This is a genomic window from Thioclava sp. GXIMD4215 (assembly GCF_045291555.1).
In the GTDB taxonomy this organism is placed as follows: domain Bacteria; phylum Pseudomonadota; class Alphaproteobacteria; order Rhodobacterales; family Rhodobacteraceae; genus Thioclava; species Thioclava litoralis.
Genome location: NZ_CP149515.1, coordinates 312,898 through 338,857 on the forward strand (window position 1 = coordinate 312,898; position 25,960 = coordinate 338,857).

Consider the following 25,960-nt stretch of genomic DNA (forward strand, 5'->3'; position numbering starts at 1 on the left):
TTTGGCCTCCCTCTAGGTCAATAGGGTGTCGCTACGCTTTAATTGGCGCAACAACAGGGAGAGGACAAGGGGGTGTGGAAAATTTTTGTATGCATTTGTATACAATCTTGCGCACAAAGAACTCCATCGACGCATGCGCCGCGGAGGAAGGGGAACTGCCCCTGCAGGGGCCGCCCGATGATGTGCCACCCGCCTATTCGGTGACGCGCAGATAGAGCGCCTTGGCCAAAGGTCCACTGTTCGGGCGCGGCTGTCACGCATTATTTTGTGGCCCAAGCCGTTGCGGCGCTGCGTCAGTTGCGGATTAACCTTCTGCACGTCTTGTTGTGCTATCGAACCCTATGGCAAAGACGCTATCGCAGGAAGACGCTGTGTCGGGGAGGCTGTGTGTCAGGGAGGCGGGCGAATGCAACACAGTCGGGCTATCTCGCAAAACCTTGATTGGCATTAGCTGGAATCGCTGATTAAGTCTTCTTTGAAAAGTAAAGGATTTGGACGCTTCCATGACGACTGCGCAGGTGGATCATCTGGCGACGAAACGTAAGTTAACAGCTTCGCCTCTGCGTCTTGCAATGGTCGTAACCGTCAGCGTGATGCTGGGGTCGGCGATGATGTCCCCTGCGGTCTGGGCACAGGATATGTCCGGTGCGGGTCAGGCTGGCGCGGCCAATAGGGACACCGATCCCCAATCGGGAGAGACGACCTTTTCCGATACAGCCGGACCGGATGAAAGCGGCTTTTCCGAAAACGACGAATTCGGTGCAACGGCGGGGGCAACTGCGGAAGAGACCGCAGGGCAGACCCCGTCTTCCTCTGACGCGCCGCTGACCGACCCCGCGACCGCAGTGGCGGCGGCCACGGCTCCTGCCGGTGTGGATGTGTCCAAAGGCACCTCGCCCGTTGTGGTCGAACTGTTCACCTCGCAGGGCTGCGCGGCCTGCCCGCCCGCTGATAAGCTGCTGGAGGGGCTGGCCGAGCGTGACGATGTGATCGCCCTCGCACTGCATGTCGATTACTGGGATTATCTCGGCTGGCGCGATCCCTTCGGTCAGCCCGCCTTTACCTCGCGCCAGAAAGGCTATGCGCGCGCGGTAAAAGAGCGGATGATCTATACGCCGCAGATGATCGTGAACGGACAGCAGCGCCTGCTCGGGGCGGACCGTGTCGCAATCAAATCGGCGCTGGATACGGCCACGGCCAGCACTGCGCCTGTCGATATCGCGATCTCGCAAGAGGGTGATCAATACCGCATCTCGCTTTCGGCCAATCCGCCGTTGGGGCATGACGCGATGGTGCAGGTGGTGCGTTACCTGCCGCATGCCTCGGTCGATATCCTGCGGGGCGAGAATGCCGGTCTGAGCATGGATTACACCAATATCGTCACCCAATGGCACATCGTTGCCGATTGGGATGGCCAGACCCCGATGACCTTCGATACGCAGGTCGAGGGCAGCAATCCTGCGGTGGTGATCGTGCAGACCTCGCAGCCCGGACGGTCTGTACCTTTGCCCGGTGCCATTGTTGGCGCGGCGCGTATCAAGTAAGGCCACGCGGTTTCGGGCGGCAAGAGCGGGGGGGAAGCTTCGGCCGGGCCATCACGCGCCAGTCCAGAGCCAGCCTAGGGACGGCTTACAGGCCGCCAATCCACAGGGAATTCAGCCGGTCTATGCGGCGCTGTCACGGTTGCGGCTGACCCGCCCAAGCGCGTGGGATTGTCCGGACATGCATCATGAAGGATGCGCAGCACTTTCGGGGTATCCTGTTCTGTTTCAGGTCCCGTTCCGCTTCAGGTTTTGTTCCAGCGGCGGTGGATCCACAGCCATTGTTCCATATGGGCGCGGACCTGAGCTTCAAGGGAATCGAGCGTAACCTGCGTCATCTCTTCCGGCGTCGTATGCGGAACCGGCTCCCCGACATAGAAACGGAAGCTCAGCCCGTCGGGTTGGCGGATGGCATAGATCGGGATCAGATCGATATCCAGACGCAGGGCCATTTCCGCAGCAGAGAGAGGCGAGGGGGCAGGCTTTCCGAAGAATTGCAGCACGGCCCCTGTGCGGAAATACTGGTCAGTCGCAAGGGCGACCATGCCCCCGTTCTTGAGATGGCGCAGCATATTGGTCATGCCACGGCGGTCGCGCGGGTAAAGCGGTGTGCCAACGGTTTCGATGGCGGCAAGATAATCGCGGTTGAAAAGCGCGTTATTCATCGGGCGATACAGGCCCGCAATGGGAAAGCCGCGCGCGATCAGCACGCCACGGGCCGCGTCGTAATTGCCGAAATGCCCCGATACGAGCACGCAGGCCTTGCCGGTTTCCTTGAGCTCGGTCAGCCGCGCTGCGCCCGGCCCCTCAAGCGGGATGTCACGCATACGGGTGATGAACTCGGTGCCGGAAAACATCTCGGCCAAAGTGCGCCCGATATTATCGGGGACGGCCTTGCACAGGCGCGCGACCTCGGCGGGGGGCAGGTCGGGGCAGGTCAGAGCCAGATTGGCGCGGATCCGGCGGCGGAACCCCAGAAGCGGTGCCACCCCTGACAGAAGCCGGCCCGCCAGAGGGATGCGTCTTTCATAGGGCAACCGCTGCAGCAGGCCCATTCCCGCCTTGAAGACAAGGGCCGACACGCGGTCGGTCAGGCTTGGGGTGGCGCGTTTGGGCATCGGGATTCTCCGTTCGGTACCGGTGCGGCGGGCCGCTCAGATCCGGTTTTCACGCCACCAGACATAAAGTCCGGCGCCGACGATCACAAGCGCACCTACCACTGTCCAGCCGTCAGGATACTGGCCAAAGAACAGGATTCCCCACAGCGTGGCAAAGATCAGCCCCGTATAGCCGAAGGGCGCCAGCGAAGAGGCCTCGGCGATGCTGTATCCCTTGACCAGAAATCCCTGACCGATGGCCCCGCTCAGCCCGAGACCGAGAATGGGCCAGAGCGTTTCTGCTGCGATCGGACGCCAGACAAAGGGCAGCGCGAGACTGGACCCGATCAGCCCCACAAGCGCGCCCCAGATCAGCGAGGTGATCAGCCCGTCGCGCTGGATCATGCGGGTGATCAGCATGCCGCCGGCAAAGCAGATTGCTGTGCCAAGCGCGTAAAGCGCCGCCCAGTCGAGGACGCCCGGACCGGGGCGGATAATGATCATCGCGCCACAGAAGGCGAAGCCGATGCCCATCAGGCGGCGCGGACCGAGGCGTTCGCGCAGGAACAGCGCCGCCCCCAGCGTGACCAGAACCGGATTGAGATCGGCAAGAGCCGTGGCCTCGGCAAGGCCGATAGACTGGATCGCGGTAAAGAACAGCAGCACGGTGGTCAGCTGCATCGCCCCACGCAGCACCTGCAGGCGCGGCTGGCGGGCGGGCAGGAGGCGGCCCAATCTGGGAGCGAAGACCAGAAGCAGCAATGCGGTATTGGTGAGATAGCGCAGCCAGACGATCTGCACAGGATCATAGTGCTGCGAGAGCCCCTTTGCGCAGGCATCCATCAATGTGAAACAGGCAAACGCACAGAGCACGCATATCATGCCGAACCCGTTTCTGGGGCGGCCAGTCTCGCCATCGGCTGTGTAGGTCTTGGGGGTGTGGGGGGCTGTCTGGGGGAGCCCGTCGCGCGGTGCGACGCGGCCTGCTCTTGCAGAGCCGGCCCCGCCACCCGCCGCAACGGAAGAGGGGGCCGGTGCGGCCCCCTCTTGGTTCTGATCCCTGAGCGTGGTCACAGAAGGGATTTGACCTTTTCGGCGATCGCTTCGGGGGTGATCCCGTATTTGGCATAAAGCTCGGGCGCGGGGGCCGAGGAGCCGAAGCCGTCCATACCGACAAAGCCCGCCTTGGTTTCGCGGCCACGCTCGCCCAAGAGGTATTTGTCCCACGGTTGACGGATCGCGGCTTCGACGGCCACGCGCACGGCCCCTGCGGGCAGGATGCGGCGGCGATAGGCTTCGTCCTGCGCGTCAAACAGTTCCATACAGGGCACCGACACAACGCGGGTGCCGATGGCTTGGGCCTGCAGGATCTCGCGGGCTTTCAGCGCGATCTCGACTTCCGAGCCGGTCGCCATCAGGATCGCCTGACGCTTGCCTTCGGCTTCCTCGATCACATAGGCCCCTTTGGCGACCATGTTCTGCGTGCTGTGCTTGGTGCGCAGCGTGGGCAGGTTCTGACGCGAGAGCGCGATCACCGAAGGCGTTTCCTCGGTGGTCAGCGCCAGCTCCCAGGCTTCTGCCGTCTCGATCACATCCGCCGGACGGAACGTCCAGGTGTTGGGGGTCGCGCGGCAGATCGCCAGATGCTCCACCGGCTGGTGGGTCGGACCGTCTTCGCCCAGACCGATCGAGTCATGGGTCATGACATAGACCGCCGGAACCTTCATCAGCGCCGACAGACGCATCGCGCCACGGGCGTAATCGGTGAAGCAGAAGAAGGTGCCGCCATAGGGGCGCACGCCGCCATGCAGCCACAACCCGTTCATCGCTGCCGCCATCCCGTGTTCACGGATGCCGTAATGCACGTAACGGCCCTTGCGGTTCTCGGGCTCGAAAACGCCCAGATCCGCGGTTTTGGTCAGGTTCGACCCGGTGAGGTCTGCCGAGCCGCCGATGGTTTCCGGCACCGCGGGGTTGATCGCGCCCAGCACCATTTCCGACGCCTTGCGGGTGGCCACTTTCGGCGCCGCTTCGGATTGCTCTTTCTTGAACTTGCGGACGGCTGCGGCAAGCTTCTTGGAGACCTCGCCCGTCATCATGCGGGTGATTTCCGCCTGTTTGGAGGCCGAAAGACCGCCGAAACGTTCTTCCCACTCGCCGCGCGCTGCCGCGCCACGTGCCCCGATCTCTTCCCAGGTCGCCTTGATATCCGCCGGAATATCGAAGGGGCCGTGATCCCAGCCATAGATCTTCTTGGTGGCCTCGATCTCGGCATCGCCCAGCGGCGAGCCGTGCACGGAGTAGCTGTCAGCCTTGTTGGGCGAGCCGAAACCGATGATGGTCTTGCAGTCGATGAAGACCGGCGCGTTGGATTTCTGGGCTTCGGTCAGGGCGCGGTCGATATCGGCCGGATCATGACCGTCGCAATGCAGGACTTTCCAGCCCGCCGCCTTGAAGCGCATGCGCTGGTCGGTGATGCAGGCCTTGTCGACGCGGCCATCAATGGTGATGTTGTTATTGTCCCACAGAACAACAAGGTTCTTCAGCTTCTGCATACCGGCCAAGCCGATGGCTTCATGGCTGATGCCTTCCATCAGGCAGCCGTCGCCGGCGATCACATAGGTCTTGTGGTCAAAGACCTTCTTGCCGAAACGCGCGCGCAGGCTTTCTTCGGCAATCGCCATGCCGACAGCGGTGGAGATCCCCTGACCCAGCGGGCCGGTGGTGGTTTCAACCGCATCCAGCAGGAAGTTCTCGGGGTGACCTGCTGTCAATGCGCCTTTCTGGCGGAAATTCTTGATCTGGTCCAGGGTCACCTGCGCATCGCCGCAAAGATAGAGTAGCGAGTAGATCAGCATCGAGCCATGACCTGCCGACAGGATGAACCGGTCGCGGTCAAACCATTTCGGGGCTTTGGCGTCGAATTTCAGGTGCTTCTGAAACAGCACGGTCGCCACATCGGCCATGCCCATCGGCATGCCGGGGTGACCGGAATTGGCTTTTTGCACGGCATCCATCGTAAGCGCGCGGATGGCCGAGGCCAGTTTCCAGTGATCGGGGTGCTGTTCACGAAGCGTGGCGATATCCATGGGCGGGATCCTCATACGGCAACTTTTGGGCATTCGTTCGGCCCCTGATAGCAGGGATGGGCCGAATATCAAGTCTGCGGAATGGCCGTTTTAGTCTTTGTGCAAAGAACGGGCGCCAAGTTGCTGATCGCGCTAGCATGCGGGAACTGGCATGGGTTTGGTGCGGGCTCTGGGAAAGTCTTGACCTGATGGGCTAAACTGTCACTTAACACCGGGCGGCACGATTCGTTGTCGCGCGGGATTTGATATGTCTGCCGATTTATGCCCAGATAGCGGGATGACGACAGGCGCGCTACAGCGGGGATGTGACACGATGACGGATGAGGCGGCCGATTTTTCGCAATATGAACGCAGGCTTGCCTTTGCTTTGGCCCGTGTGGCCAAGAGTGTCGAGACACTGGTTAACGGGCGTGATGCCGCACGGGCCGATCTGGCGAGCATGCGGTCCGAAGCCGAAGCCGAAGCCGCTTTGCCCTTGGCCCCGGCAGAAGCGGTGACACTTGCCGATATCGATCATTTGAAAAATGAAAACAAATCGTTAACGGATGATCTTAATCTGGCACGTGAAGAGGTGGCCGATCTGCAGACGCAGGTTGAAATGGCCGCCGCTGAACGCGAAGCCGCGCTTTCCGCATTGGAGAAGCGGCTGGGTCAGCGTGCGCGTGCACTGACACAGGCCCTGTCCGAGATCGAGCGATTGCAGGCGGCCAATACCGACCTGATCGCGGCCAATCGTGGCTTGATCGATGCCGGCGGGCGGATGGCGCAGGTGCAGATCAATGAGGCGCTACGGGCCGAGGTCGAGGCGCTGAGAGCGGCCCGCGCGGCGGAGCGGGCGGCGCTGGACGAGATTATCGGCGGGATCGAGCCGCTTCTGGCCGCGCGTGACAGTGTTCTGCGCGAAGAGGCGGCGGGCGATATGCCCTCCGATAGGCCCTTGGGCGATCACGACGAGGCGAGCGAGGAGAAACAGGATGGCTGAAGTCACGGTCACAATCGGTGGGCGCGATTTTGAAGTCGCCTGCCAGAATGGCGAGGAAGCCTATCTGCGTTCGGCGGCAGGTATGCTTGATCGCGAGGCCAGCGTGCTGATCGGGCAGATCGGGCGCATTCCCGAAGTGAAAATGCTGCTGATGTCGGGGTTGATGCTGGCGGACCGGACGGCGGCTGTCGAGGACGAGATTGCCGCGATGCGTGTCGAGATGACCAAGCTTCAGGCCGAACTGGCCGAGGCGCGCGCCAATGTGACTCAGGTCGAGGTGCCGGTTTTGCCACCGGAGATGTCCGAGGCGCTGGCCGAGATTGCCGCCCGTGCCGAGGCCTTGGCCGATAATATCGAAGACGTTCTGTGACCGTGCAAGCGGCTGTCGTTCGGGGCGGGAAGGGCGTTGCAGCCTGTGCCGCGTTCGGGCTTCTGGCGGTTGCAGCCAAAGCCGAGGATCTGCCGCAGCCTGTGCGCTACCATTGTGACCGGCAGTCCGAAATTTCGGCGGTCTATGTCAATACCGTTGCTCCGCCGCTGGTGGTGCTCTGGGCGGAAGGGCATCAGGTCGTTCTGCCCTCCGGTCCCACCGGCTCTGGTGCACGCTATGCGCTGGAACGTGGTTATGTCTGGCACACCAAAGGGTCCGAGGCCTTTCTGGCGTGGCAGGATGACAGGGGCGAGAGGGTGCTGAGCCAATGCAAGGCCCAGCGAGAGTAGCGCGGAGCTGCCTTCTGCATCGCAAGGCCGCCGGAGGGGCGGCCTGCTTCCTTGGGCCGATGCAGGCGTCTAGCGGGCGAGATCAAGGATGATCTGGTCCCGTTCCCGCGGTTTTTGCGATTGCGTATTGCCGAAGAACCCGCGGCCCCAGTTCTCGATGCCTTTGGTTTTGAGGATCTTCAGCACGCCCTGCAGCCGCTCCACCTCGCGCAGCATCAGATCCTCTGCCGCTTTCTGCACATCGGGCGTGCTGCCGCGCGTCTCGATCTCGACCGGCTTGTCGGAGGCGGTATGCATGGTGCAGCTTGCGCATGGCTCGTTGATTTCGGTGATGATCAGCTTGAGTGCGATGATCTTCAGATCGTCTTCTTTATGCGCCACCAGCCGCAGCCCCAGCGGCGCGGAGGACAGCATCGAGAGTTCCACCTTCGTACGCGGATCGATGATCAGATGTTCGTCGCCATTTTCGATTTCTTTCAGAGCCATAGCGGTTGCATGAAGATCCAGAAAGGTCTTTGCAGGGATTGTCTTATTGGGCATCTCGGCATCCATGATTGCGAAAAAGAGCACTGTCCTATCCAACTTATGCGTGATCTGTGCATAAGCCGTTAATCCTTGCCGCGAATGCAAAAATGGCGCCTGTTTCAAAGGCGCCATTCCCGTGCAATTTTATCGAAGCTTATTCTGCTGCGGTTTTCATCCGGAACCCTTTGGCCAGCTGGTCTGCCGGAGAGATCGGATATTCGCCCGAGAAGCAGGCATCGCAATATTGCGGGTTCTCTTTGTTGCGGCCTTCGGCTTCGCCCGCAGCACGGTAAAGACCGTCGAGCGAGATGAATTTCAGGCTGTCCACACCGATCCAGTCGCGCATCTCGTCTTCCGACATCTTGGCGGCCAGCAGCTTGGAGCGGTCGGGCGTATCCACACCGTAGAAGCACGGCCATGCGGTGGGCGGGGAGGCGATGCGGAAATGCACTTCCTTCGCACCGGCATCAAGGATCATGTCCTTGATTTTGCGCGAGGTGGTGCCGCGCACGACCGAGTCATCAACCAGAATGACGCGCTTGCCCTTGATCAGCGCCTTGTTGACGTTGAGCTTCAGGCGCACACCCATATTGCGGATCTGCTCGGTCGGTTCGATGAAGGTCCGGCCCATATACTGGTTGCGGGTGATGCCCAATGCGAAGGGAATGCCCGATTCCTGACTGAAGCCGATCGCCGCAGGCGTGCCCGAATCCGGCACGGGGCACACAAGATCGGCCTCCACAGGGGCCTCACGCGCCAGTTCGACGCCGATCTGGCGGCGGGTCTCATAGACGGAGCGGCCACCATACTGGCTGTCGGGGCGCGAGAAATAGACATGCTCGAAGATACAGAAGCGCGATTTGGCAGGGGCAAACGGGCGGGAGGATTTCACCAGCCCGTTCTCGATCACCACCATCTCGCCCGGTTCGATCTCGCGCACGAATTCGGCACCGATGATATCAAGACCGCAGGTCTCGGACGACAGCGCAAAGCCGTTATCGCCAAGGCGGCCCAGAACCAGCGGGCGCACGCCCAAGGGATCACGCACACCGATCAGTTTGGTGCGGGTCATGGCGACCACCGAGAAAGCACCCTCGACGCGGCGCAGCGCGTCGGCGATACGGTCGGCATGGCGCTTCTGGATCGACCGCGCCATCAGGTGGATGATGCACTCCGAATCCGAGCTGGACTGGAAGATCGCGCCCATCTCGATCAGCTCGCGGCGCAGCTGGTCGGCATTGGTGAGGTTGCCGTTATGGGCCACCGCCGCACCACCCAGCGAGAATTCCCCGAAGAAGGGCTGGATGTCACGGATGACAGCGCCTTTCTTGCCAGCGGTGGAATAGCGCACATGGCCGATGGCGATCGGGCCGGGCAGCGTTTCCATCAGCGAGGCTTTGGTGAAATTGTCGCGCACATAGCCGAAGCGGTGGGCCGAGTTGAACCCGTGTTCGGGGTCATGGGCGACGATGCCGCCTGCTTCCTGACCGCGGTGCTGAAGCGCATGCAGGCCAAGAGCCACAAAGTTGGCAGCGTCTTTCACGCCGACAACGCCAAAGACGCCGCATTCTTCCTTCAGCTTGTCATCGTCAAAAGGATGGGAAAGGAAATGCTGGGGCAGATCATTCATGGAAACTGGCTCCGGGCTCGGGATCTGGGAGGGTTGAGGGCCATATAATGCGAAACGGGAAGGGTGTTAACCCCTCCCGTTCGATAAAGCTTTACAAGCCTGTCATGATTTTCCTGCCGAACGCGGCTTCAAGCGCCGCATATCGGGGGATTATTGCTCGATCGTGGTCTCGGAAGGGGCCTCGACCGGTGCGGGGCAGGTTGAAACAAGCTGCTCATAGCGTGCGGTGATCCAGCCCGGCGCATCCTGCGGCATCGATTCGTCCATCTGGCCCGACATGCGCGAGAACACTTTCGCCGAACGCGAATCGTCGATCACCGGCATCGCCTCATTGACCATGACGCGATCATAGACCACGAAGGCCACCGCCACGAGCACGATCCCGCGCAGGACGCCGAAGAGGAAACCCAGACCCTGATCCAGCCCGCCAAGCGCCGAGCGCTGTACGGCCGAGGCAAAGAGGGGGGTGATAAAGCTCATCACGATCAGCGCGATGGCAAAGACCGCTGCGAAACCGCCAATGGTCGCCAATTCGCAGCTTCCGGCCAGAAACTTGTCCAGCATGGGGATCTGCGCGATCAGCGGGCGGGCCGCATCGGCAAAGATATAGGCCAGCACGGCGGCAGCAATCCAGCCGAGGATGGCCAGCGCCTCGCGCACGAAGCCACGGCTATAGGCCAGAATGGCCGACAGGATGATGATAACCGCCACGATGGCGTCGACGATGGTAAACCCGTCCATACGTTTTTACGTCCTTCAGTCTCGCCCGGGCGTCAACCGGCGCCGAACATGTCTCCGACAAATGTCACGAGATCGGGGAGTTTCCTCAGGGCGATCCCGTCGCCCCCTTCGGTTTTCGTGCCGGAAGGAGCAATGGCTTGTGAGAAACCAAGTTTTGCCGCCTCTTTCAACCTGTTTTCCGCCTGACCCACCGGACGCAGCGCCGCAGACAGGCTGATTTCGCCAAAAATCACCATATCCGCGGGCAGGGCTGTGTCTTCGCGGGCACTCAGAAGGGCGGCGGCGGCGGCCAGATCGGCGGCAGGTTCGGTGACCTTCATCCCGCCTGCGACATTGAGAAAGACATCAAGGCCCGTGAAGGGGATGCCGCAGCGGCTTTCGAGCACCGCGATAATGGTCGAGATCCGGCCACTATCAAGCCCCACCACCGTGCGGCGCGGGCTGGCCAGAGTGGAGGGGGCGACAAGGGCCTGAATCTCGGTCAAGACGGGCCTTGTGCCTTCTATCCCTGCAAAAACCGCCGATCCGGGGGCGGCTTGGCCCCGTTCGGACAGGAAGAGCGCCGAGGGGTTGGTGACCTCGGCCAGCCCGCCACCGGTCATCTCGAAGACGCCGATTTCGGCGGCAGGGCCAAAGCGGTTTTTCACCGCGCGCAGGATGCGGAACTGATGCCCGCGCTCGCCCTCGAAATAGAGGACCGTATCGACCATATGCTCGACCACGCGCGGTCCTGCGATCTGGCCTTCCTTGGTGACATGGCCCACCAGAATGACCGAACAGGCGCGTTTCTTGGCAAAGCTGACAAGCTCGTGACAGGCGGCACGGACCTGACTGACCGAGCCCGGAGCCGATTCGACATTATCGGCCCACATGGTCTGGATCGAATCGATGATCACCAGATCGGGGGATTCGGTCTCGATCGTGGTGAGGATGTCGCGCAGGTTGGTCTCCGCCCCCAGTCGCACCGGCGCATCGGCCAGCCCCAGACGCTGGGCGCGCATGCGGACCTGGCTCGAGGCTTCCTCGCCCGAGATATAGAGGCATTTGAGGCCGGTCTGGGCAAAGCGCGCCACCGCCTGCAACAGCAGCGTGGATTTCCCGATGCCGGGATCACCGCCCACCAGAATGGCCGAGCCGGGCACGAGGCCGCCGCCCAGCACGCGGTCGAATTCGGCCATGCCGGAACAGGTGCGCGGCGGCGGGGCCTCTTCATCGGCCAGAGTGGTCAACCCGATCACGCGGCCCTTGGAGGAGCCGAGGGTCTTGCCTTTGGGGCCTGCCGAAAGCGGGGCCTCTTCGATGAGGGTGTTCCATTCGCCGCAGGCATCACATTTGCCGTTCCATTTGCGATGGACGGCGCCACAGGCGGTGCAGGTATAGGAGAGGATGTTCTTTGCCATAGGGTAAATATGCGGAACACAGGGCGAACATCAAGGGGAAAGGGGCGCTGCCCCTCTTGGAGCCTGCGGCTCCAATTCACCCCGGGATATTTGGGGCAGCTGGAGGCCTAGCCGCGATCGGGGCGGGGCGAAAGTTCGGCGGGTTTGGGCAGGGCTACGACATTCGAGCTGTCTTTCGTGCTGCTCTGGGGGCGTTTGGGGGCGACGTTGGGCAGTTGTTCTTCCAGTTCGTATCCCAGCGCCGGCAGAATGGCGGCGAGATCGCGTTCGAGGAGTTGGAACTCGCGGGTGACGCGGCGCTCTTCCGCCTCGACCTCGCTCAGCCAGTGGCCGATCTCGTCGCAGGTTTTGCGCGCCAGTCCGATCTGCTGGGCCAGCCTGTCGGTTTCCTGCTGGCGGGCCTTGAGCGTATCGCGGGCGCGGGCGACGTTCGCATCGCTGTAGATGCGCGCAAGATCGCGCGATTGCAGGCTCATCTGGGCGGCAAGTTCCAGCAGTTCCGGTTCGAGGCCGGGCAGGTCGGGGTGCTGGCGCAGCCATGTGATCCGTTCGCGCATGGTGTCGAATTCCCCTGAGAGGGTGAAGGCACCGGCGCGGTCGGCTTCGTGGGCAAGGCGGTAGGCATGGGCCACATCCTGCATGCCGATATGGAAATTGCGATGCGAGCGTTCCAATCGGCTGACGCGGTTATGTGCGGGCAGATAGAGAGCCAGAAGCAGGACCAATGCGGCAAAGCCTGCCTGTAACCACGGGCCGATATCCGTGACTGCGGCCTGCCCGAGTTGGGCCTGCCCGATTTGGGAGTGCCCGATTTGGGATTGCCCGAACTGTGCGGGCACATGCAGCCAAGGCAGAAATCCGAGGGCCGAGCCGAGAAACTGGCCAAGGGCGCAGAAGGCCAGAAGCAGGACCAGCCCCGAGATCGTGGTGTTGACCATATCGGCCAGATCGCTGCGGCTTCTGGCGAGGCGGCGCAGATGGTTTGCTTCCGCCATTTCCGGAACGGTTCCGCGCTGTGCGGATTTCGGATTTTGTGACGCCATCGGATACCCCTGCCACCGCTCTGCGCCACCATAAGCGCGCCTTTTCACCCAAGGGAAACATGGGGTAAATTTTCAGTGAGCGCAAGGGCGGCAAAGCCCAGGGCAAGGGGGCTACGCCTGTAATTAGGCGCAAGATCAGAGCCTTGCGCCTATCGGTTGTGCATTAGCCGAGCGTTTCGCTATAGCGGCGCTGATAGCGGGCCCCGAGCGAGGTGAGGACCTCGTAGCCGATGGTGCCGATCAGGTCGGCCAGCGCATCGACGCCCTGATGGGCATTGAGCAGATCCATCTCCTCGGGGGTGCCATCGAGATCGGTGATATCGACGGTGATCAGGTCCATCGAGACACGCCCGATCAGCGGGCAGGCGGTATCTCCGGCCCACAGGGTGGCGTTATTGGACAGGCGACGGCTGATGCCATCGGCATAGCCTGCCGAGACCGTGGCCACATGGCTGCGGCGTTCGGCCTGCCATGTATTGCCATAGCCCACCGTTTCGCCCGCCTCGACGATCCGCGTCTGGATGACGGGGAGCGAGAGCGTGACCACCGGCGTGGCGTCGATATAGGGCCGTCCGCCGTAAAGACCGATGCCGGGGCGCACGAGGTCGAAATGGTAGTCCTTGCCATAGAGCAGCCCGCCCGTGGCCGAAAGCGAGCGGCGCAGGCCGGTGCCATCGGTCATGCGGGTGAATTCCGCCAGCTGGCGTTCATTCATGCCGGTATGGGGTTCATCCGAGCAGGCGAGGTGGCTCATGATCAGGCTGGGCGATTTTTCCAGAAGGCTCGGCGCCAGGGCCCGCCAGTCGGCATCTTCCAGACCAAGGCGGTTCATGCCGGTGTCGAGCTGGATGCCGAAGGTGGCTTCTGGCAGCACGTCCATATGGCGTTTGACCTGTTCGGGCGAATTTAGCACCGGTGTCAGGTCGAGATCGGCGATCATGTCGCAGTCGCCTGCCATATGGCCGGACAGGATGAAGATTTCCGGCCCGTCGCCAATCGCTTGGCGCAGTTTCGCGCCTTCCTCGGCCAAGGCCACGAAGAAGGTCTTTGCGCCTTGGCGCAACAAGGTGCGGGCCACACGGTCCGCCCCCAATCCGTAGGAATCGGCTTTCACCACGGCGGCAGTCTGCGTCGCGGGGCCGGATTTGGCGTCCAGAGCCTTCCAGTTGGAGGCGATGGCGTCGAGGTCGATGTGAAGAAGTGAGCTTGCCATAGGCGAATGTCTTCGCCTTTCTGCGGGGTTCGTCAAGAACTAACCGCATCCTTGCCTGTTTGCCGAAGGATTTGCGCCCCTTTGCGAGTATTGCGCGAGAAAGTTGAGGGGATCGGATGGTATGGGCGAAGAAAATTCGAGCGATCTTCGCCCTTGCAGGAGGGAGGCGGGGCGGTGCCGAATCAGAACCCGTCCGCGCCGTCGCCCTGCCATGCCTTGGCCAGATCCGAGAAGCGCGTGAAGCGGCCCTCGAAGGCGACCTCGACCGAGCCGATCGGCCCGTGGCGCTGCTTGCCCAAGATAATCTCGGCCTTGCCGTGGACCTGTTCCATAAGCTGTTGCCAAGCGGCCATCTTTTCCAGCTCGTGATCGCCGGGTTTCTCGCGTTCTTTATAATATTCGTCACGATAGACGAACATCACCACATCGGCGTCCTGTTCGATCGAGCCCGATTCCCGCAGATCCGAGAGCTGCGGGCGTTTGTCGTCACGGCTTTCCACCGTCCGGCTGAGCTGCGAGAGCGCGATCACGGGGATGTTGAGCTCTTTGGCAATCGCCTTGAGCCCCATAGAGATCTCGCCGATTTCCTGCACGCGGTTATCGCCACGCCCCGAGCCGCGCAGAAGCTGCAGGTAGTCGACAATCACGACATCAAGCCCATGTGTCCGCTTCAGGCGGCGGCAGCGGGCGGCGACCTGCGCAATGGGCAGGGCGGGGGTGTCATCGATATAAAGCGGGCAGGTCTCCAGCGATTTCGCGGCCTCCACAAAACGGCGGAATTCCTGTTCGGACATATCGCCACGGCGGATCTGCTCGGAGGGCACTTCGGCGGCTTCCGACAGGATACGGGCGGCCAGCTGTTCGGCCGACATCTCGAGGCTGAAGAAGCCCACGCAGCCGCCCTCGATGGCGCCTTCGGTGCCGTCATGTTTCTGCCCGCGCTTATAGGCTTTGGCGATGTTGAAGGCGATATTGGTGGCAAGCGAGGTCTTCCCCATCGAGGGGCGCCCTGCAAGGATGATAAGGTCGGACGGGTGCAACCCGCCCATCTTCTTGTCCAGATCGCGCAGGCCGGTGGAAATCCCCGCAAGGCCGCCCTCGCGCTGATAGGCGGCATTGGCCGATTGCACGGCCTCGGTCACGGCCTTGAGGAAGGAGACAAAGCCCTTCTCGGCGGTGCCCGACTCGGCCAGCTTGTAGAGCGCGCCCTCGGTCTGCACGATCAGCTGTTCGGCCTCTTGCCCTACATCCAGCTTCGAGGCGCTGGCGGACAGTTCGCGCCCGACATTGATCAGCTCGCGCCGTAGCGCCAGATCATGGATCATCTGCGCATAATCGCGCGCCGCATAGGCCGAGATCGCAGCCCCTGCCAGACGCGCCAGATAGGCCGGACCGCCCAGTTCTTTCAGCCCGCTGTCGTCTTCCAGATAGCCCTTCAACGTGACCGGAGAGGCCAGCGCGTTCTTCTGGATCCGCGCCACGGCGGTCTCATAGATGCGGCGGTGGACGGGCTCGTAGAAATGATCGGCCTTCACCACTTGGGCGATACGGTCATAGATATCGTTATTGGTCAGGATTGCGCCCAGAAGCTGTTGTTCCGCCTCGATATTATGCGGAACCGGATCGGCGTCCTGCGCGCCATTCTGGTCGATCTGATCGTTACGGACTGCGCTGATCTCGTTCATCTCAATGCCTCGATACCCGTGAGGGGGTCTCTTACCTTATCTCGCCCGCGTAACTCAATGTGGAAAACACTGGGGGAGCGTGCCCTGCGGGCGTCCCTTGCGGGGGCGGGTTTTGTGGTGGATTGCGGCGTTTCTACCATATCCGGCGTAAAGAGGCTAAGGAAAATGCAAGCGGGCGGGCTTGTGCACATTTTGCGCACCGACCCGCCCACAGGCTTATCCACAGAAATCTTGGCGCGACCCTTGTCGCTGACCAAGGTCAGTCTTTTTTATTGGCATCCTGCCACGCGCGCGGCGCTTTGAGGAAGGCCTCGACCTCATCCAGCGTCTCGGCGTCAAAGGCGCCTTGGGCGCGCGCCTCGGCCAGAACGTCCCACCAGGTGCACAGATAGGAGAGTTCGACGCCATGTTCGCGCAGGTTCGGGATCGTCTCGTCGAAGATGCCGTAATAGAAGATCACCGAGGTGTGGCCGCAGGTCGCGCCCGTCTCGCGGATCGCATCCACGAAGGACAGTTTCGAGCCGCCATCCGTGGTCAGATCCTCGATCAAGAGCACGCGTTCGCCTTCGGACATCGCGCCCTCGATACGGGCATTGCGGCCATAGCCTTTGGGCTTTTTGCGCACATAGGTCATCGGCAGGGCCAGACGTTCCGCCACCATCGCGGCGAAGGGAATGCCTGCGGTCTCGCCACCGGCCACATTGTCGAATGCCTCAAAGCCCGCCTCGCGCATCACGGTCACCGCCATGAAATCCATCAGCGTCGAGCGGATACGCGGGAAGCTGATCAGCTTGCGGCAGTCGATATAGGTGGGGGAGGGCAGGCCCGAGGCCAGCGTGAAGGGTTCGCGGGCATTGAAATGCACGGCCTTGATTTCCAGCAGCATACGCGCGGTCAGGCGGGCGATCTCTTCTTTCGGGGGGAAGCTTGCGGGGATCATGTGGAGTACCTTCCTAGGAAAAACCGCGCCGGAGGACCGGCGCGGGAGATATCAGTCTTGGACGTGCCAGAAGCAGGGGAAGCCCGGATCAAACACAGTGACGGGGCTGTCTTCGACCGCGATCTTGGCGGGCCATTGGGCGGCCTCAGCGGTCTTGGTCAGGGTTAGCGTCGCGGCATTCACCGGCAGGCGGTAGAAGGCGGGGCCATTCTCGCTTGCGAATTTCGCGAGGTTCTCCAGTTTGCCTTCGGCCTCGAAGACATGGGCCAGAAGCGCCATCGTATTGGTCGCGGTAAAGCAGCCCGCGCAGCCACAGGGGTTTTCCTTGGCGTTATCGGTATGCGGGGCCGAGTCGGTGCCGAGGAAGAAATGCGGGTTGCCGGAGGTTGCCGCCTCGACCAGCGCAAGGCGGTGCACCTCGCGTTTGGCCACCGGCAGGCAGTAGTAATGCGGCTTGATCCCGCCCACGAGGATGTGGTTGCGGTTGATGATCAGATGGTGCGTGGTGATCGTGGCACCCATATCGTCGCCCTGCGATTTCACATACTCCACACCGTCCTGGGTGGTGACATGTTCCATCACCACGCGCAGGCCCTTGACCGCGCGCAGCACCGGATCAAGGACACGGTCAATGAACACGGCCTCACGGTCGAAGATGTCAATCTCGGGCGCGGTCACCTCGCCATGCACACAAAGCGGCAGGCCGATCTCGGCCATTTTCTCCAGCACGGGGCGGACCTTGTCGAAGTCCTTCACACCCGAGGCCGAATTGGTGGTGGCGCCTGCGGGGTACAGCTTCACCGCTTTCACCAGACCCGAGGCATGGGCTGCTGCCACATCCTCCGGGTCGGTGTCCTCGGTGAGGTAAAGCACCATCAGCGGCTCGAATTCTGCGCCTTCGGGCAAAGCCTTCAGGATACGGTCGCGGTAAGCAGAGGCCTGAGCGCCGGTCACGACCGGCGGCACCAGATTGGGCATGATGATCGCGCGGCCGAAATGGCGCGCGGTCTCGGGAGCGACTGCCTTCAGCATCGCGCCATCGCGCAGATGCAGGTGCCAGTCATCGGGGCGGGGAATGGTGATCTGGGTCATGGGTGTCGATTACCCCGAGCGGGCGCGCAAATCCAGCGCGAAGCGCGGGCCTGCGTCGAAAACTCTTGTCGAAAACTTTGCCACGCGTCGTATAGGCCGGGGGGCTATGGCCGGGCACAAACACCGCGGGGACCAAATTGACAATACATGCCCGCCTGCCATCACCCGTCCTGAGGGATATTCGGGGAGCGGGGACGATGGTTGCGATTCTGGTGGCGGTGACGATCCTGCTATGGGCCAGTGGCAGGCTGCCCGAATAGCTGACGGCGCTGATCTTCTTTGCTGCGGCAATGATGTTTTCGGTCGCGCCGGCTTCGGTCATCTTTTCGGGCTTTGCCTCGGCGGCATTCTGGCTGGTCCTGAGCGGCTATGTGATCGGTCTGGCCATCGCCAAGACGGGGCTTGCCGCGAGGGCTGCGCGGGTGCTGGCGATGCGGCTGGGGCGGTTCTATCCGCGGCTGGTCTTCGGAACGATCGCGCTCAGCTACGGGCTGGCCTTTGTCATGCCGTCCAATATGGGGCGTATCGCATTGCTGATGCCGATCATTCTGGCACTGGCCACCGCTCTGGGCACTTTTCAGCTATCGGCTTCGGTGCTGCCTGCGAATGTGCCCAATCTGGTGATGCTGGGGGCGGTCGAGACAAGCTATGGCCTGCATCTGTCCTATTTCCCCTATCTTCTGGCCAATCTGCCGGTTCTGGGGCTACTGAAAGGGGCCGTGCTCGGGGTGTGTGTTCTTCTTATGTTCCGTGACCGGTCGATCCAGCGGCCTGCCGAAAGTCCTCGGATACCGATCACGGCGGCAGAGAAGCGGCTGGCGCTGTTGCTGGTGGTGACGCTTGGGCTGTGGTTGACCGATTCCCTGCATAAGATCGCGCCTGCATGGATCGGTCTGGCAGCAGCCTGTCTGTGCCTGCTACCAAAGGTCGGTTTTGTCAGCGGCGAGGAATTCGGCACCAAGGTGAACCATAGAAGCGCGCTTTATGTCGCGGCAATTCTGGGACTTGCGGCGCTGGTGGCGCAAAGCGGGCTGGGCGCGCGGATCGGGGCAGGGCTTCTGGCCTATGCGCCATTGGATGCGCAGGGACGCTATAGCGATGTGGTGACGCTGGCCGGTCTGGCGGGGCTGTTGAATTTTGTGGTAACCGCCAATGGTGTGCCCGCGCTGTTCACTCCGCTGGCACAGGCTCTTGCCGATGGAAGCGGGCTGCCGCTCTCGGGGGTACTGATGCTGCGGTCGTCGGATTTTCGACCCCGCTTCTGCCCTATCAGGCCGCCCCGATCGTTGTGGCAATGGGATTGGCGCGTGTGCCGCTTCGGGCGGGGATCCGCTTGTGCCTGAGCATGGCCTTGCTGACCTATCTCCTTCTGCTACCGCTGCATTATGGCTGGCTGCACCTGCTGGGCTGGATTTAGAACGCAGACGGGACGCCCCGCCTTTGCGCGCGTTGCATGGCGGGGCTGCAGCATTACACATGGTCCCTTGCGACGCTTTGTCATAAACCCGACCATAGGGGGGAAAGTCCTGCAAGCACGCATACAGGAGTTTTCCAAATGACGCATATCGCACAAATGCCGCGTAAACCGGCGGCAACCTCATCGGTTCTGCGGTTTTTCCAAGCGATCGGTCGGGCTTTCGTCGCCTTTGGAGAGGCGCGTTCGCGTCAGTCCGAGATCGTTCGCCTCAACGGGCTTTCGGATGCGGCTCTTGCCGCCAAGGGGATCCGTCGGGACCAGATCGTGACCTATGTCTTCCGCGACAAGTTCTATCTCTGACTTGTGGTTCAGGGCGGGGATGCAGCGCAGCCTTGCCTTGTCCGTCAGGCCAAAGGCGTAAAAAGTTCAGGCGATCCGGTCGGTATGACGGATCGCCCTTTTTGTGCCTGCTTTATCGTATCGGGCCCGTGATCGCCCGCTCAGACAGGCTCGGGTTCCATTTGGATCCCGTTCGGGGCAAGCAGTTCGACCAGTTTGTTATAGCGACGGCGGAAACGCGGTGCATCAAAGCGGCGTGCTCCGTCGCGGCAGATCAGCGCCTCGAGATAAAGCCGTTCCTGCGGACGGATGCTGCGCAGCAGGGTATGCAGATAGGCAATGTTCTGACGGCAGTTGCGATACAGCTTGCGGAACTCTGTCGCCGTCAGCTTGCCCTCGCAGGCACGTGCGATCATCAGCTCCAGCACGTTGCAGCCCGCCAGCATTGCCTCGATATTCTCGCCCGCCAGAATGCAGGGCAGGAGCGTGACATTGGGACGGTGGAAAAGGGCGGCATGCATAGCATCAAGCCGCTGCAAAGGATCGTAGACCACGAAGGCCTGTTTCGCGCCATCCAGCATTTCGGGCGCGAAACCATAGCGGTCGGAGAAACTGATACGCCGCATTTCCGGATAACGGTCATCCCAACCGGCCAGACGCGGGTCGAGCGTGGCCTGCGGCTGTAGCGCGATCACCGTGGCATCGGGGGCCACCACAGAGAAAGCCGCCGCCGCATAGCCGCAAGAGCCCGCCCCGTAAAACACCACGCGGTCATAGTCTTCGAAGACCCCGTCATCGACGAGCCGGTCGAAATAGGCATAGACCTCGGGCGCGCGGAACCATGTCGCATCCTCGGCAATGAGTGTCAGGCTGGACCAGCCACCCTCCTGCGCGATGCGGTAGCCAAGGGGCAAACCGTCCTGATCCGTATCAAGCAGATCATCGCGCAGTTCGAAACTGACCAGAAGGACAGGCCCGTCCTCGCTGAACAGGGCCACATGCGCTGGGCCCAACTGTTCGAAATGGCCGAATTCCTGCCCGAGCGCGCTCATCCGCGTCTGCCAGTTGTTCACGCTCATATCCTGCATGGCGAGGCCCCTTCAAATTCGGTAATGGCCGGACACAGTGCCGGACCGGCGCAGAGAGTATCTGCGATTTTCAGTTAACCTATCACTATTTTAAAATGACAAAATCATGGTGAACGCAAGAAAATGCAATGGCTACAAGGTATTGCGTAAACAATGCTGTGATTGATGCGGTATTGTTTACAAATTCGGCTTGGTCTGGCTGGTCTGTGCCAAATGTGCCAGCCGCAGCATGCGCTGGGCATCGGCCTTTGACAAGGGGCGCGTCGGCGGGGTCAGCAGAAGCCGCCCGAACATGGCGCGCGGGGCCTCTTCGCGCAGCAGGGACCGGATCTTCTCGTGACGCCAGCGCACGGCCTGCGCGTGCAGGGCACCGAGCACGGGATCGTCCAGCAGGCTCTGGTACAGCGGTCCGCGTAGCGGGGCTGTGCGCTGGATGCTCCGGTCCTCGTCCTGGCAGAAATTGCGCTCCACCCAGTAGGACAGGTCGAACCCTCCGACATCGCGATTGGCCCGTCCGCGGTCGCATTTGACAACATAGTTTTCCATTGCCCCAAGCGCATAATGGTTCAGCTGCACCATGCCCCAGCAGTTTCGATCGGGTGGCGTGAAAAGGCGGTTTTTCTGGTAGAGATCGGGGAGCGGAGTGCCCGCGCCGTCAAACCAGCGCGGCGCCGCGCCCTGTGTCAGGCCACGGGGGCGATGCACCCCCAGTTTGCGGTAATCTCCGGTTCTGCGCAGGAGCGTCTTGAACAGCGAGGCCCGCCACGGCCAGAGCATGGCAGGGGGGGCGGCCTTGTCGAAACAGTCCGTTACGGGGGTGTCGGTATAGTCGATCACGCCGTTATTGCCGAAAAGCCGCCATGTCAGGGCGATGGCATCGGCGTCGGGCAGGGCGGCGATCAGGTCCGAAAACCGTCCCGCCCCCAGATGGATATTCACGAATTCATCCACGTCGAAGACCAGCACCCAATCGGCGCGCTGCTGTGCCGGATGCTCGTCGGCGCGCAGCAGGGCTTCCCATTGCGGGCCACGCCGCCACGGGCCGGGATTGCGTTCATGGCTGAGCCAGCCCATCTGTGCCAACCGGTCCAGCATCAGATCGGTGCCATCTTCGCAATCGTTGGAATAGATCAGGAAATGGTCCATGCCGATGGCACGGTGATGGGCGATCCATTCCAGCAGGAAAGCGCCCTCGTTCTTCATGCAGCTGATGCCGAGGATATTCATGGGGCCGCCTCCTGCACTGCCCCTGCGAGGGGGCTCCGGCAGGCGCGGCCTTGGGCGCGGAGGGGGGTGGTCAGCCCGTCTGTCGGGCTGTTGACCGCTTTGCGCGCGTGCCTGCGGATCCTGGCGACCCTATCTGGCGTGTTCTTCCAGCGGTTTGCCATTAGTGCTCCGCCTCGCCCTCATGTTCGACCGTGAAGAAGAAATCGGGGGCCACGTCGCGCAGATGCATATCTTCGGGCAGGCAGTCGGGGCCGGCATTGAACACCGCAGAGCCGAAATGCTGGAGCATGCGCGAGAGCCGTTCGTATTTGGCACTGGTCAGGTCGCCATAGAAATTCTCGTAATTCTCGGTGGCGCGCAGCTCGGCAATCTTGGTGCGATGCGCGGCCACGGCGGCTTCATGGGCGGCACGGATCTCGGGATCAGCCATCAGGCGGTCATATTCGGCCTGTAGCGCGGGGATCATCCGCTGGATCGAGCGTTCCTCCTCGAGGTTATGGTTCATCCGGAACCAGTAGTTGAGCCCCTGATCGCGGTCGACATGGTTCACCCGCCCGCGGTCACGCTTGACCAGAAAGCTCTCGGCAGAGCGCACAGCATAATGGTTGAGCTGCACCCAGTCATAGCCATAGGTTTCCAGCGTCGAGCGCCAGCCATTGCGGAACATCTCGCGCGGCATGGGCTGGCCCGACCCATTGAGCCATTTCACCTGATCCCACAGGTCCGGCACCAGACCTTTGGGGCGGTGCACCCCCATCTTCTTGTAGATATCCATATTGCGGAACAGGGTCTTGAACCCCCAGGCCTGATGCGGCTTGCGCACGACTTCCGGCGCGCAGGTGGTGAACTGGTCCAGAAGAAAGCGGTCCTCATAGTCATGCACATCGCAATTACCGAACAGCCGCCATGTCAGCGAGATCATATTCGCCTCGCCCATCGCCTTATAAAGGTCGGTCAGGGTGCCATCGCCGATCTTGATATTGATGAACTCGTCCACATCCATACAGATCGCCCAGCCGGCCTGCTGGATGACGGGCTCGGATTCGGCGGCCTGAAGGGCGGCATGCTGGGGCTTCAGCTCGCCCCCCGGACGCCACGGGTTCTCGCGGTGCTGGACCAGCCCCTTGGCCATCAGCATGTCCAGCATCGTATCGGTGCCATCGGTGCAGTCATTGGTATAGATCAGGAAATCATCCACCCCGATCGCACGGTGATAGGCCAGCCATTCCAGAATGAACGGGCCTTCGTTTTTCATCGTGGTGACAATCGCGGTGCGACCGGCGCGCAGGGCCGCTTTGGGGGCGGGTTTGACCTTGGAGACCGGAGGCCGCACAGGCTTGTGCCCCCAGACATCCAGCGATAGCGCCAGAAGCTGTTCGTCCTCTACCAGCGAGGTCTTGGGGGCCAGCTCTGCCGCCTTGCGCCCCGGCACGCGCAGCGCCATTGCCCGCCAGAAGGGGAAGATATGCGCAGGATCGGGCTTGGCATAGGCCACACGCACCATGCGCCATGTCGCCTCCAGCCCCGCCTTTGCGGGCGCACATCCCCAGCGTGCGGTGCCGCGCCGCGCATCGAACTGGCGGCAGATATGGTCGGCGAAACATTCCGCGGCACCATTGCGCACCCGCCACGGATAGATCCGCCGCCCGACCAGCATGATCACCCCGGAAGGGGCCTCGAGGCAGGCATCGAAGGCGCCCATCCTGCCATCGGCCACAGGGGCCAGAAGGTCCGTGACATCCAGCGTCAGCACGGCGCGGGCTTCGGCCAGAAACCGCCATTTCGCAATTTCGAAGACCAGACCCTGCCCGAGGGGCGCGCGCCACGGATCGGGGGCGGGAGGCTCCATCCGGTCCTTGCCGGGGGCGTCGGGGGCAAGGAAGGGGTGGCTTTCGGGGCCCATGCCGGGCTTGCCCATCGCGACGGGGCAGTCCAGGACGATCACCACCATCTCCAGATCGCGGTCATCCAGCCCCTTGGCCAGCTGCGCCACGAAAGGCGCATCGGAAAACCGGTTGAGGATCACCGCGCCGGTGGCGGCATGCTGGTCGGCATGCCAGCTGAGCCAGTCCAGCACCGTCTCGGCGCTTTCCTCGAAACGTTGGCCGAATAGGCAGTTGCGATCGCGCAGCAGATCCCATTCCGCCTCGGCCATTGCAAGCGGGCGCATATGGGGCGGGGTGGTCGCATCGGTCTGGGTCGTGATCTGCACCGGCAGGGGGCCGTCGAGCGTGGCGCAGAGCATCGCCCCGCCAGCCACATCGCGCGTTTCGGTGATCGTGCCGCCGTCCAGATGGGTGATCTGCGCGGCCTGTGAGGGGTTGGCAAACATCGCGCGCAGATGGCGGCAGCCCTGTGCCTCCCACGTCACCGCATCCAGAAGGACGGGGCCGGTGCCCGCCTCTTCGCACGGGTCTTCTGCCAGAAGGCTGCGTCTGATCACTGATGCCATGTCGTCGTTATCCTGCGTCTCCGGCGGAGGTTTCCGCGGCCCGCCCTGTCTTCGGGGCAGTCTGTTGTCTTTGTGAAAGCACAAGCCGCAGATTTGGTTAAGGCCATTTCGGTTTTTTTTCGTATTCCGTTGGAAAATGTCACGATTTCGGGCAAGTTGAGGCCAAATTGGGGCAAGGCCCCGCCGGACTTGGCCTTCGGGTGTGATATGGCCCGTAGAATGACTGGCCTGTGGTGTGTGGGGGGATCATGCGCGAGATAGGAACGCTGTGGATCGGCGGCCGGCTGAGCTGGCTTGAAATCCTGTGTCTCAAAAGCTTTGTCGATCAGGGACAGAAAATCACGCTTTTTTCCTACGGGCCGATCGAGAATGTCCCTGACGGGGTCATCTTGCGCGACGGGCGCGAGATCCTTGCCCCAGACCCGCAGGAAGGGTTTCTGAAATACGAGCGCAAGGACAGTTTCGCGCTGTTTGCCGATCTGTTCCGGCTGCATATGCTGGCCAAATGTCCGGGCATGATCTGGGTGGATACCGATGTGTATTGCCACCGCCCGCTCACTTACGACAGCCCCTATGTGCTGGGCTACGAGCTGCCCGACAGCCCGCGGGTCAATAATGCGGTGCTGGCGCTGCCGGCGGGGTCTCTTCTTTTACAGACCATGCTAGATTTCACCAAGGACCGGTTTTCCATCGCGCCGTTCCTGCCGCCCCATCTTGCCAGCAGCTATCACGAGGCGGCTGCGCGGGGCACGCCTGTGCATGTCAGCCAGCAGCCTTGGGGGATCTGGGGGCCGTTGATGGTGACCTATTTCACCCATGCTCTGGGCCTTGGCGGGCAGGTGCAGCCGATGGAGGCGTTCTACCCTGTGCCGTTCCCCGAGCGGGCCAAGCTGCTGGGCAGCGAAACGGCGATGCAGGCGTGTCTTTCCGCGCAGACCACGGGGCTGCATCTTTGGGCCTCGAACAAGCGTAGCCTCGGGCGCAATCCCCATAGCGCCCCTGCGAACGGCAGCTATCTTGAACATCTGTGCCGCAAGCACGGGCTGCGTCCCGAATTTGCCCCGATCACAGGGCGCGCCAAGCTGACCTTCGAGGAAACAGGGATCGCAGCGCAAGTGCTGGCCGAAATGGGGGTCGGGGTGGTGCGGGCCTGCTATGATCTGGGCGGCATGGCACCGGGCCTCGCGCTGGCCGCGCATCGGCGGCATAATTGCGATGTGGTACTGGTGGATCTGACCCCCGAAGGGACCGCGCAAACCACGCCATCGCCCTGGGTTGCGCCCTATGTGGAATGGCTTGTCTCGCAGGGGGTGCGGCGGGATCTGGTGCGCGTCGTTCTTGACCCGTTCTTTCTGGAGCCGGACGGGTTGGCCCTTGCCACCGGCAGTTATGGCGACCAATGGCCGGTGACCGCGCTAGGGCCGCTTCTGCCGCGTCTGTTACGCCCCGATGGGGTGCTGGTCATCGACATCCGGCGCGGATCGGGCGGGTTTCCCTATCTGCGCAAGCAGGGGGCTTTGCGGCGGCTGGAGGCGGCAGAGCCGGAGCCGGACGCCGCCATCACGCGGGCCATTTTCACGCCGCAAGCGCCAACTTCATGAGATTTAGGAAATTTTTTACGTTCTGACGGGGCGTTGGGGCAGAAATGCCTTGGAAATGTCGCACGTGCTTCGCATGATGACCGCATTTACCAAGGCAGCTGCCTTGGCGTTAATATGCATTAACAAGACCGGCATCCG

The 25,960-nt window shown here is 62.1% G+C and carries 22 protein-coding genes; 7 read left to right on the forward strand and 15 right to left on the reverse strand.

From position 1 onward, the window contains the following. Positions 1-503: 503 nt before the first annotated feature. Positions 504-1,544 (forward strand): DUF1223 domain-containing protein, encoded by a 1,041-nt coding sequence (locus WDB86_RS01520; RefSeq protein ID WP_339107567.1) that lies wholly within the window; start codon positions 504-506, stop codon positions 1,542-1,544. A 242-nt stretch (positions 1,545-1,786) separates the two neighbouring features. Here the strand turns inward: WDB86_RS01520 and WDB86_RS01525 are convergent, their stop codons facing one another. The 3 genes from WDB86_RS01525 to tkt are packed head-to-tail and all read right to left on the reverse strand — an operon-like array spanning position 1,787 to position 5,727. Further along, positions 1,787-2,659, reverse strand: a complete 873-nt coding sequence (locus tag WDB86_RS01525; protein WP_339107566.1) for a lysophospholipid acyltransferase family protein — start codon at positions 2,657-2,659, stop codon at positions 1,787-1,789. 36 nt (positions 2,660-2,695) lie between these two features. Continuing rightward, positions 2,696-3,712, reverse strand: a complete 1,017-nt coding sequence (locus WDB86_RS01530) for a DMT family transporter (protein WP_406736397.1) — start codon at positions 3,710-3,712, stop codon at positions 2,696-2,698. After that, positions 3,709-5,727, reverse strand: a complete 2,019-nt coding sequence (gene tkt, locus WDB86_RS01535; RefSeq protein ID WP_339107564.1) for a transketolase — start codon at positions 5,725-5,727, stop codon at positions 3,709-3,711. The genes WDB86_RS01530 and tkt overlap by 4 nt, the downstream gene beginning before the upstream one ends. Positions 5,728-5,974: 247 nt before the next feature. On the opposite strand from tkt, the gene WDB86_RS01540 reads away from it, so the two are divergent. Genes WDB86_RS01540 through WDB86_RS01550 form a run of 3 tightly spaced genes read left to right on the forward strand, consistent with a single transcriptional unit; the run spans position 5,975 to position 7,429 of the window. Beyond that, positions 5,975-6,709, forward strand: coding sequence for a hypothetical protein (locus WDB86_RS01540; RefSeq protein ID WP_406736398.1), 735 nt, complete (start codon positions 5,975-5,977; stop codon positions 6,707-6,709). Further along, positions 6,702-7,079, forward strand: a complete 378-nt coding sequence (locus WDB86_RS01545; protein ID WP_339107562.1) for a cell division protein ZapA — start codon at positions 6,702-6,704, stop codon at positions 7,077-7,079. The genes WDB86_RS01540 and WDB86_RS01545 overlap by 8 nt, the downstream gene beginning before the upstream one ends. Continuing rightward, a complete protein-coding gene (locus tag WDB86_RS01550; RefSeq protein WP_339107561.1) occupies positions 7,076-7,429 on the forward strand; it encodes an MliC family protein in 354 nt (117 codons plus the stop codon). Before WDB86_RS01545 ends, WDB86_RS01550 begins: the two co-directional genes overlap by 4 nt. A 69-nt stretch (positions 7,430-7,498) precedes the next feature. On the opposite strand, the gene WDB86_RS01555 is transcribed toward WDB86_RS01550, so the two are convergent. The 9 genes from WDB86_RS01555 to pyrC form a co-directional block, all read right to left on the reverse strand. Next, entirely contained in the window at positions 7,499-7,969 is a 471-nt protein-coding gene (locus WDB86_RS01555; protein WP_406736399.1) for a hypothetical protein, read from the reverse strand. A 139-nt stretch (positions 7,970-8,108) separates the two neighbouring features. Beyond that, the gene (gene purF, locus WDB86_RS01560; protein WP_339107559.1) at positions 8,109-9,584 is read right to left on the reverse strand and encodes an amidophosphoribosyltransferase; all 1,476 of its coding nucleotides are present in this window, start codon (positions 9,582-9,584) and stop codon (positions 8,109-8,111) included. A gap of 150 nt (positions 9,585-9,734) precedes the next feature. Then, complete coding sequence (locus tag WDB86_RS01565) at positions 9,735-10,325, reverse strand: CvpA family protein (RefSeq protein ID WP_339107558.1); 591 nt, start codon at positions 10,323-10,325, stop codon at positions 9,735-9,737. Between the two features lie 32 nt (positions 10,326-10,357). Continuing rightward, entirely contained in the window at positions 10,358-11,725 is a 1,368-nt protein-coding gene (gene radA, locus WDB86_RS01570; RefSeq protein WP_406736400.1) for a DNA repair protein RadA, read from the reverse strand. A 107-nt stretch (positions 11,726-11,832) separates the two neighbouring features. Continuing rightward, positions 11,833-12,768 carry a DNA repair protein gene (locus WDB86_RS01575; RefSeq protein WP_406736401.1) on the reverse strand — a complete coding sequence of 312 codons (936 nt, stop codon included), beginning with the start codon at positions 12,766-12,768 and terminating at the stop codon, positions 11,833-11,835. A 163-nt stretch (positions 12,769-12,931) separates the two neighbouring features. Beyond that, a complete protein-coding gene (alr, locus tag WDB86_RS01580; RefSeq protein WP_406736402.1) occupies positions 12,932-13,981 on the reverse strand; it encodes an alanine racemase in 1,050 nt (349 codons plus the stop codon). A 182-nt stretch (positions 13,982-14,163) separates the two neighbouring features. Then, positions 14,164-15,666, reverse strand: coding sequence for a replicative DNA helicase (locus WDB86_RS01585; protein WP_339107554.1), 1,503 nt, complete (start codon positions 15,664-15,666; stop codon positions 14,164-14,166). A gap of 259 nt (positions 15,667-15,925) precedes the next feature. Further along, the gene (locus WDB86_RS01590) at positions 15,926-16,606 is read right to left on the reverse strand and encodes an orotate phosphoribosyltransferase (protein WP_339107553.1); all 681 of its coding nucleotides are present in this window, start codon (positions 16,604-16,606) and stop codon (positions 15,926-15,928) included. A 51-nt stretch (positions 16,607-16,657) separates the two neighbouring features. After that, positions 16,658-17,698 carry a dihydroorotase gene (gene pyrC, locus WDB86_RS01595; RefSeq protein ID WP_406736403.1) on the reverse strand — a complete coding sequence of 347 codons (1,041 nt, stop codon included), beginning with the start codon at positions 17,696-17,698 and terminating at the stop codon, positions 16,658-16,660. Between the two features lie 272 nt (positions 17,699-17,970). Between pyrC and WDB86_RS01600 the strand changes: the two genes are divergently transcribed. Both WDB86_RS01600 and WDB86_RS01605 read left to right on the forward strand, forming a co-directional pair. Next, positions 17,971-19,041, forward strand: a complete 1,071-nt coding sequence (locus tag WDB86_RS01600; protein ID WP_406737066.1) for an SLC13 family permease — start codon at positions 17,971-17,973, stop codon at positions 19,039-19,041. A gap of 212 nt (positions 19,042-19,253) precedes the next feature. After that, complete coding sequence (locus tag WDB86_RS01605; protein WP_339107550.1) at positions 19,254-19,475, forward strand: DUF1127 domain-containing protein; 222 nt, start codon at positions 19,254-19,256, stop codon at positions 19,473-19,475. Between the two features lie 140 nt (positions 19,476-19,615). Here the strand turns inward: WDB86_RS01605 and WDB86_RS01610 are convergent, their stop codons facing one another. The 3 genes from WDB86_RS01610 to WDB86_RS01620 all read right to left on the reverse strand — a co-directional run bounded on the left by WDB86_RS01610 (position 19,616) and on the right by WDB86_RS01620 (position 24,221). Continuing rightward, positions 19,616-20,542, reverse strand: a complete 927-nt coding sequence (locus WDB86_RS01610; RefSeq protein ID WP_406736404.1) for a phosphoadenosine phosphosulfate reductase — start codon at positions 20,540-20,542, stop codon at positions 19,616-19,618. A gap of 177 nt (positions 20,543-20,719) precedes the next feature. Next, complete coding sequence (locus WDB86_RS01615; RefSeq protein WP_406736405.1) at positions 20,720-21,769, reverse strand: glycosyltransferase family 2 protein; 1,050 nt, start codon at positions 21,767-21,769, stop codon at positions 20,720-20,722. A gap of 160 nt (positions 21,770-21,929) precedes the next feature. Beyond that, positions 21,930-24,221, reverse strand: a complete 2,292-nt coding sequence (locus WDB86_RS01620) for a glycosyltransferase family 2 protein (protein ID WP_406736406.1) — start codon at positions 24,219-24,221, stop codon at positions 21,930-21,932. Between the two features lie 248 nt (positions 24,222-24,469). On the opposite strand from WDB86_RS01620, the gene WDB86_RS01625 reads away from it, so the two are divergent. Further along, a complete protein-coding gene (locus WDB86_RS01625) occupies positions 24,470-25,822 on the forward strand; it encodes a hypothetical protein (protein ID WP_406736407.1) in 1,353 nt (450 codons plus the stop codon). Positions 25,823-25,960 lie beyond the last annotated feature (138 nt).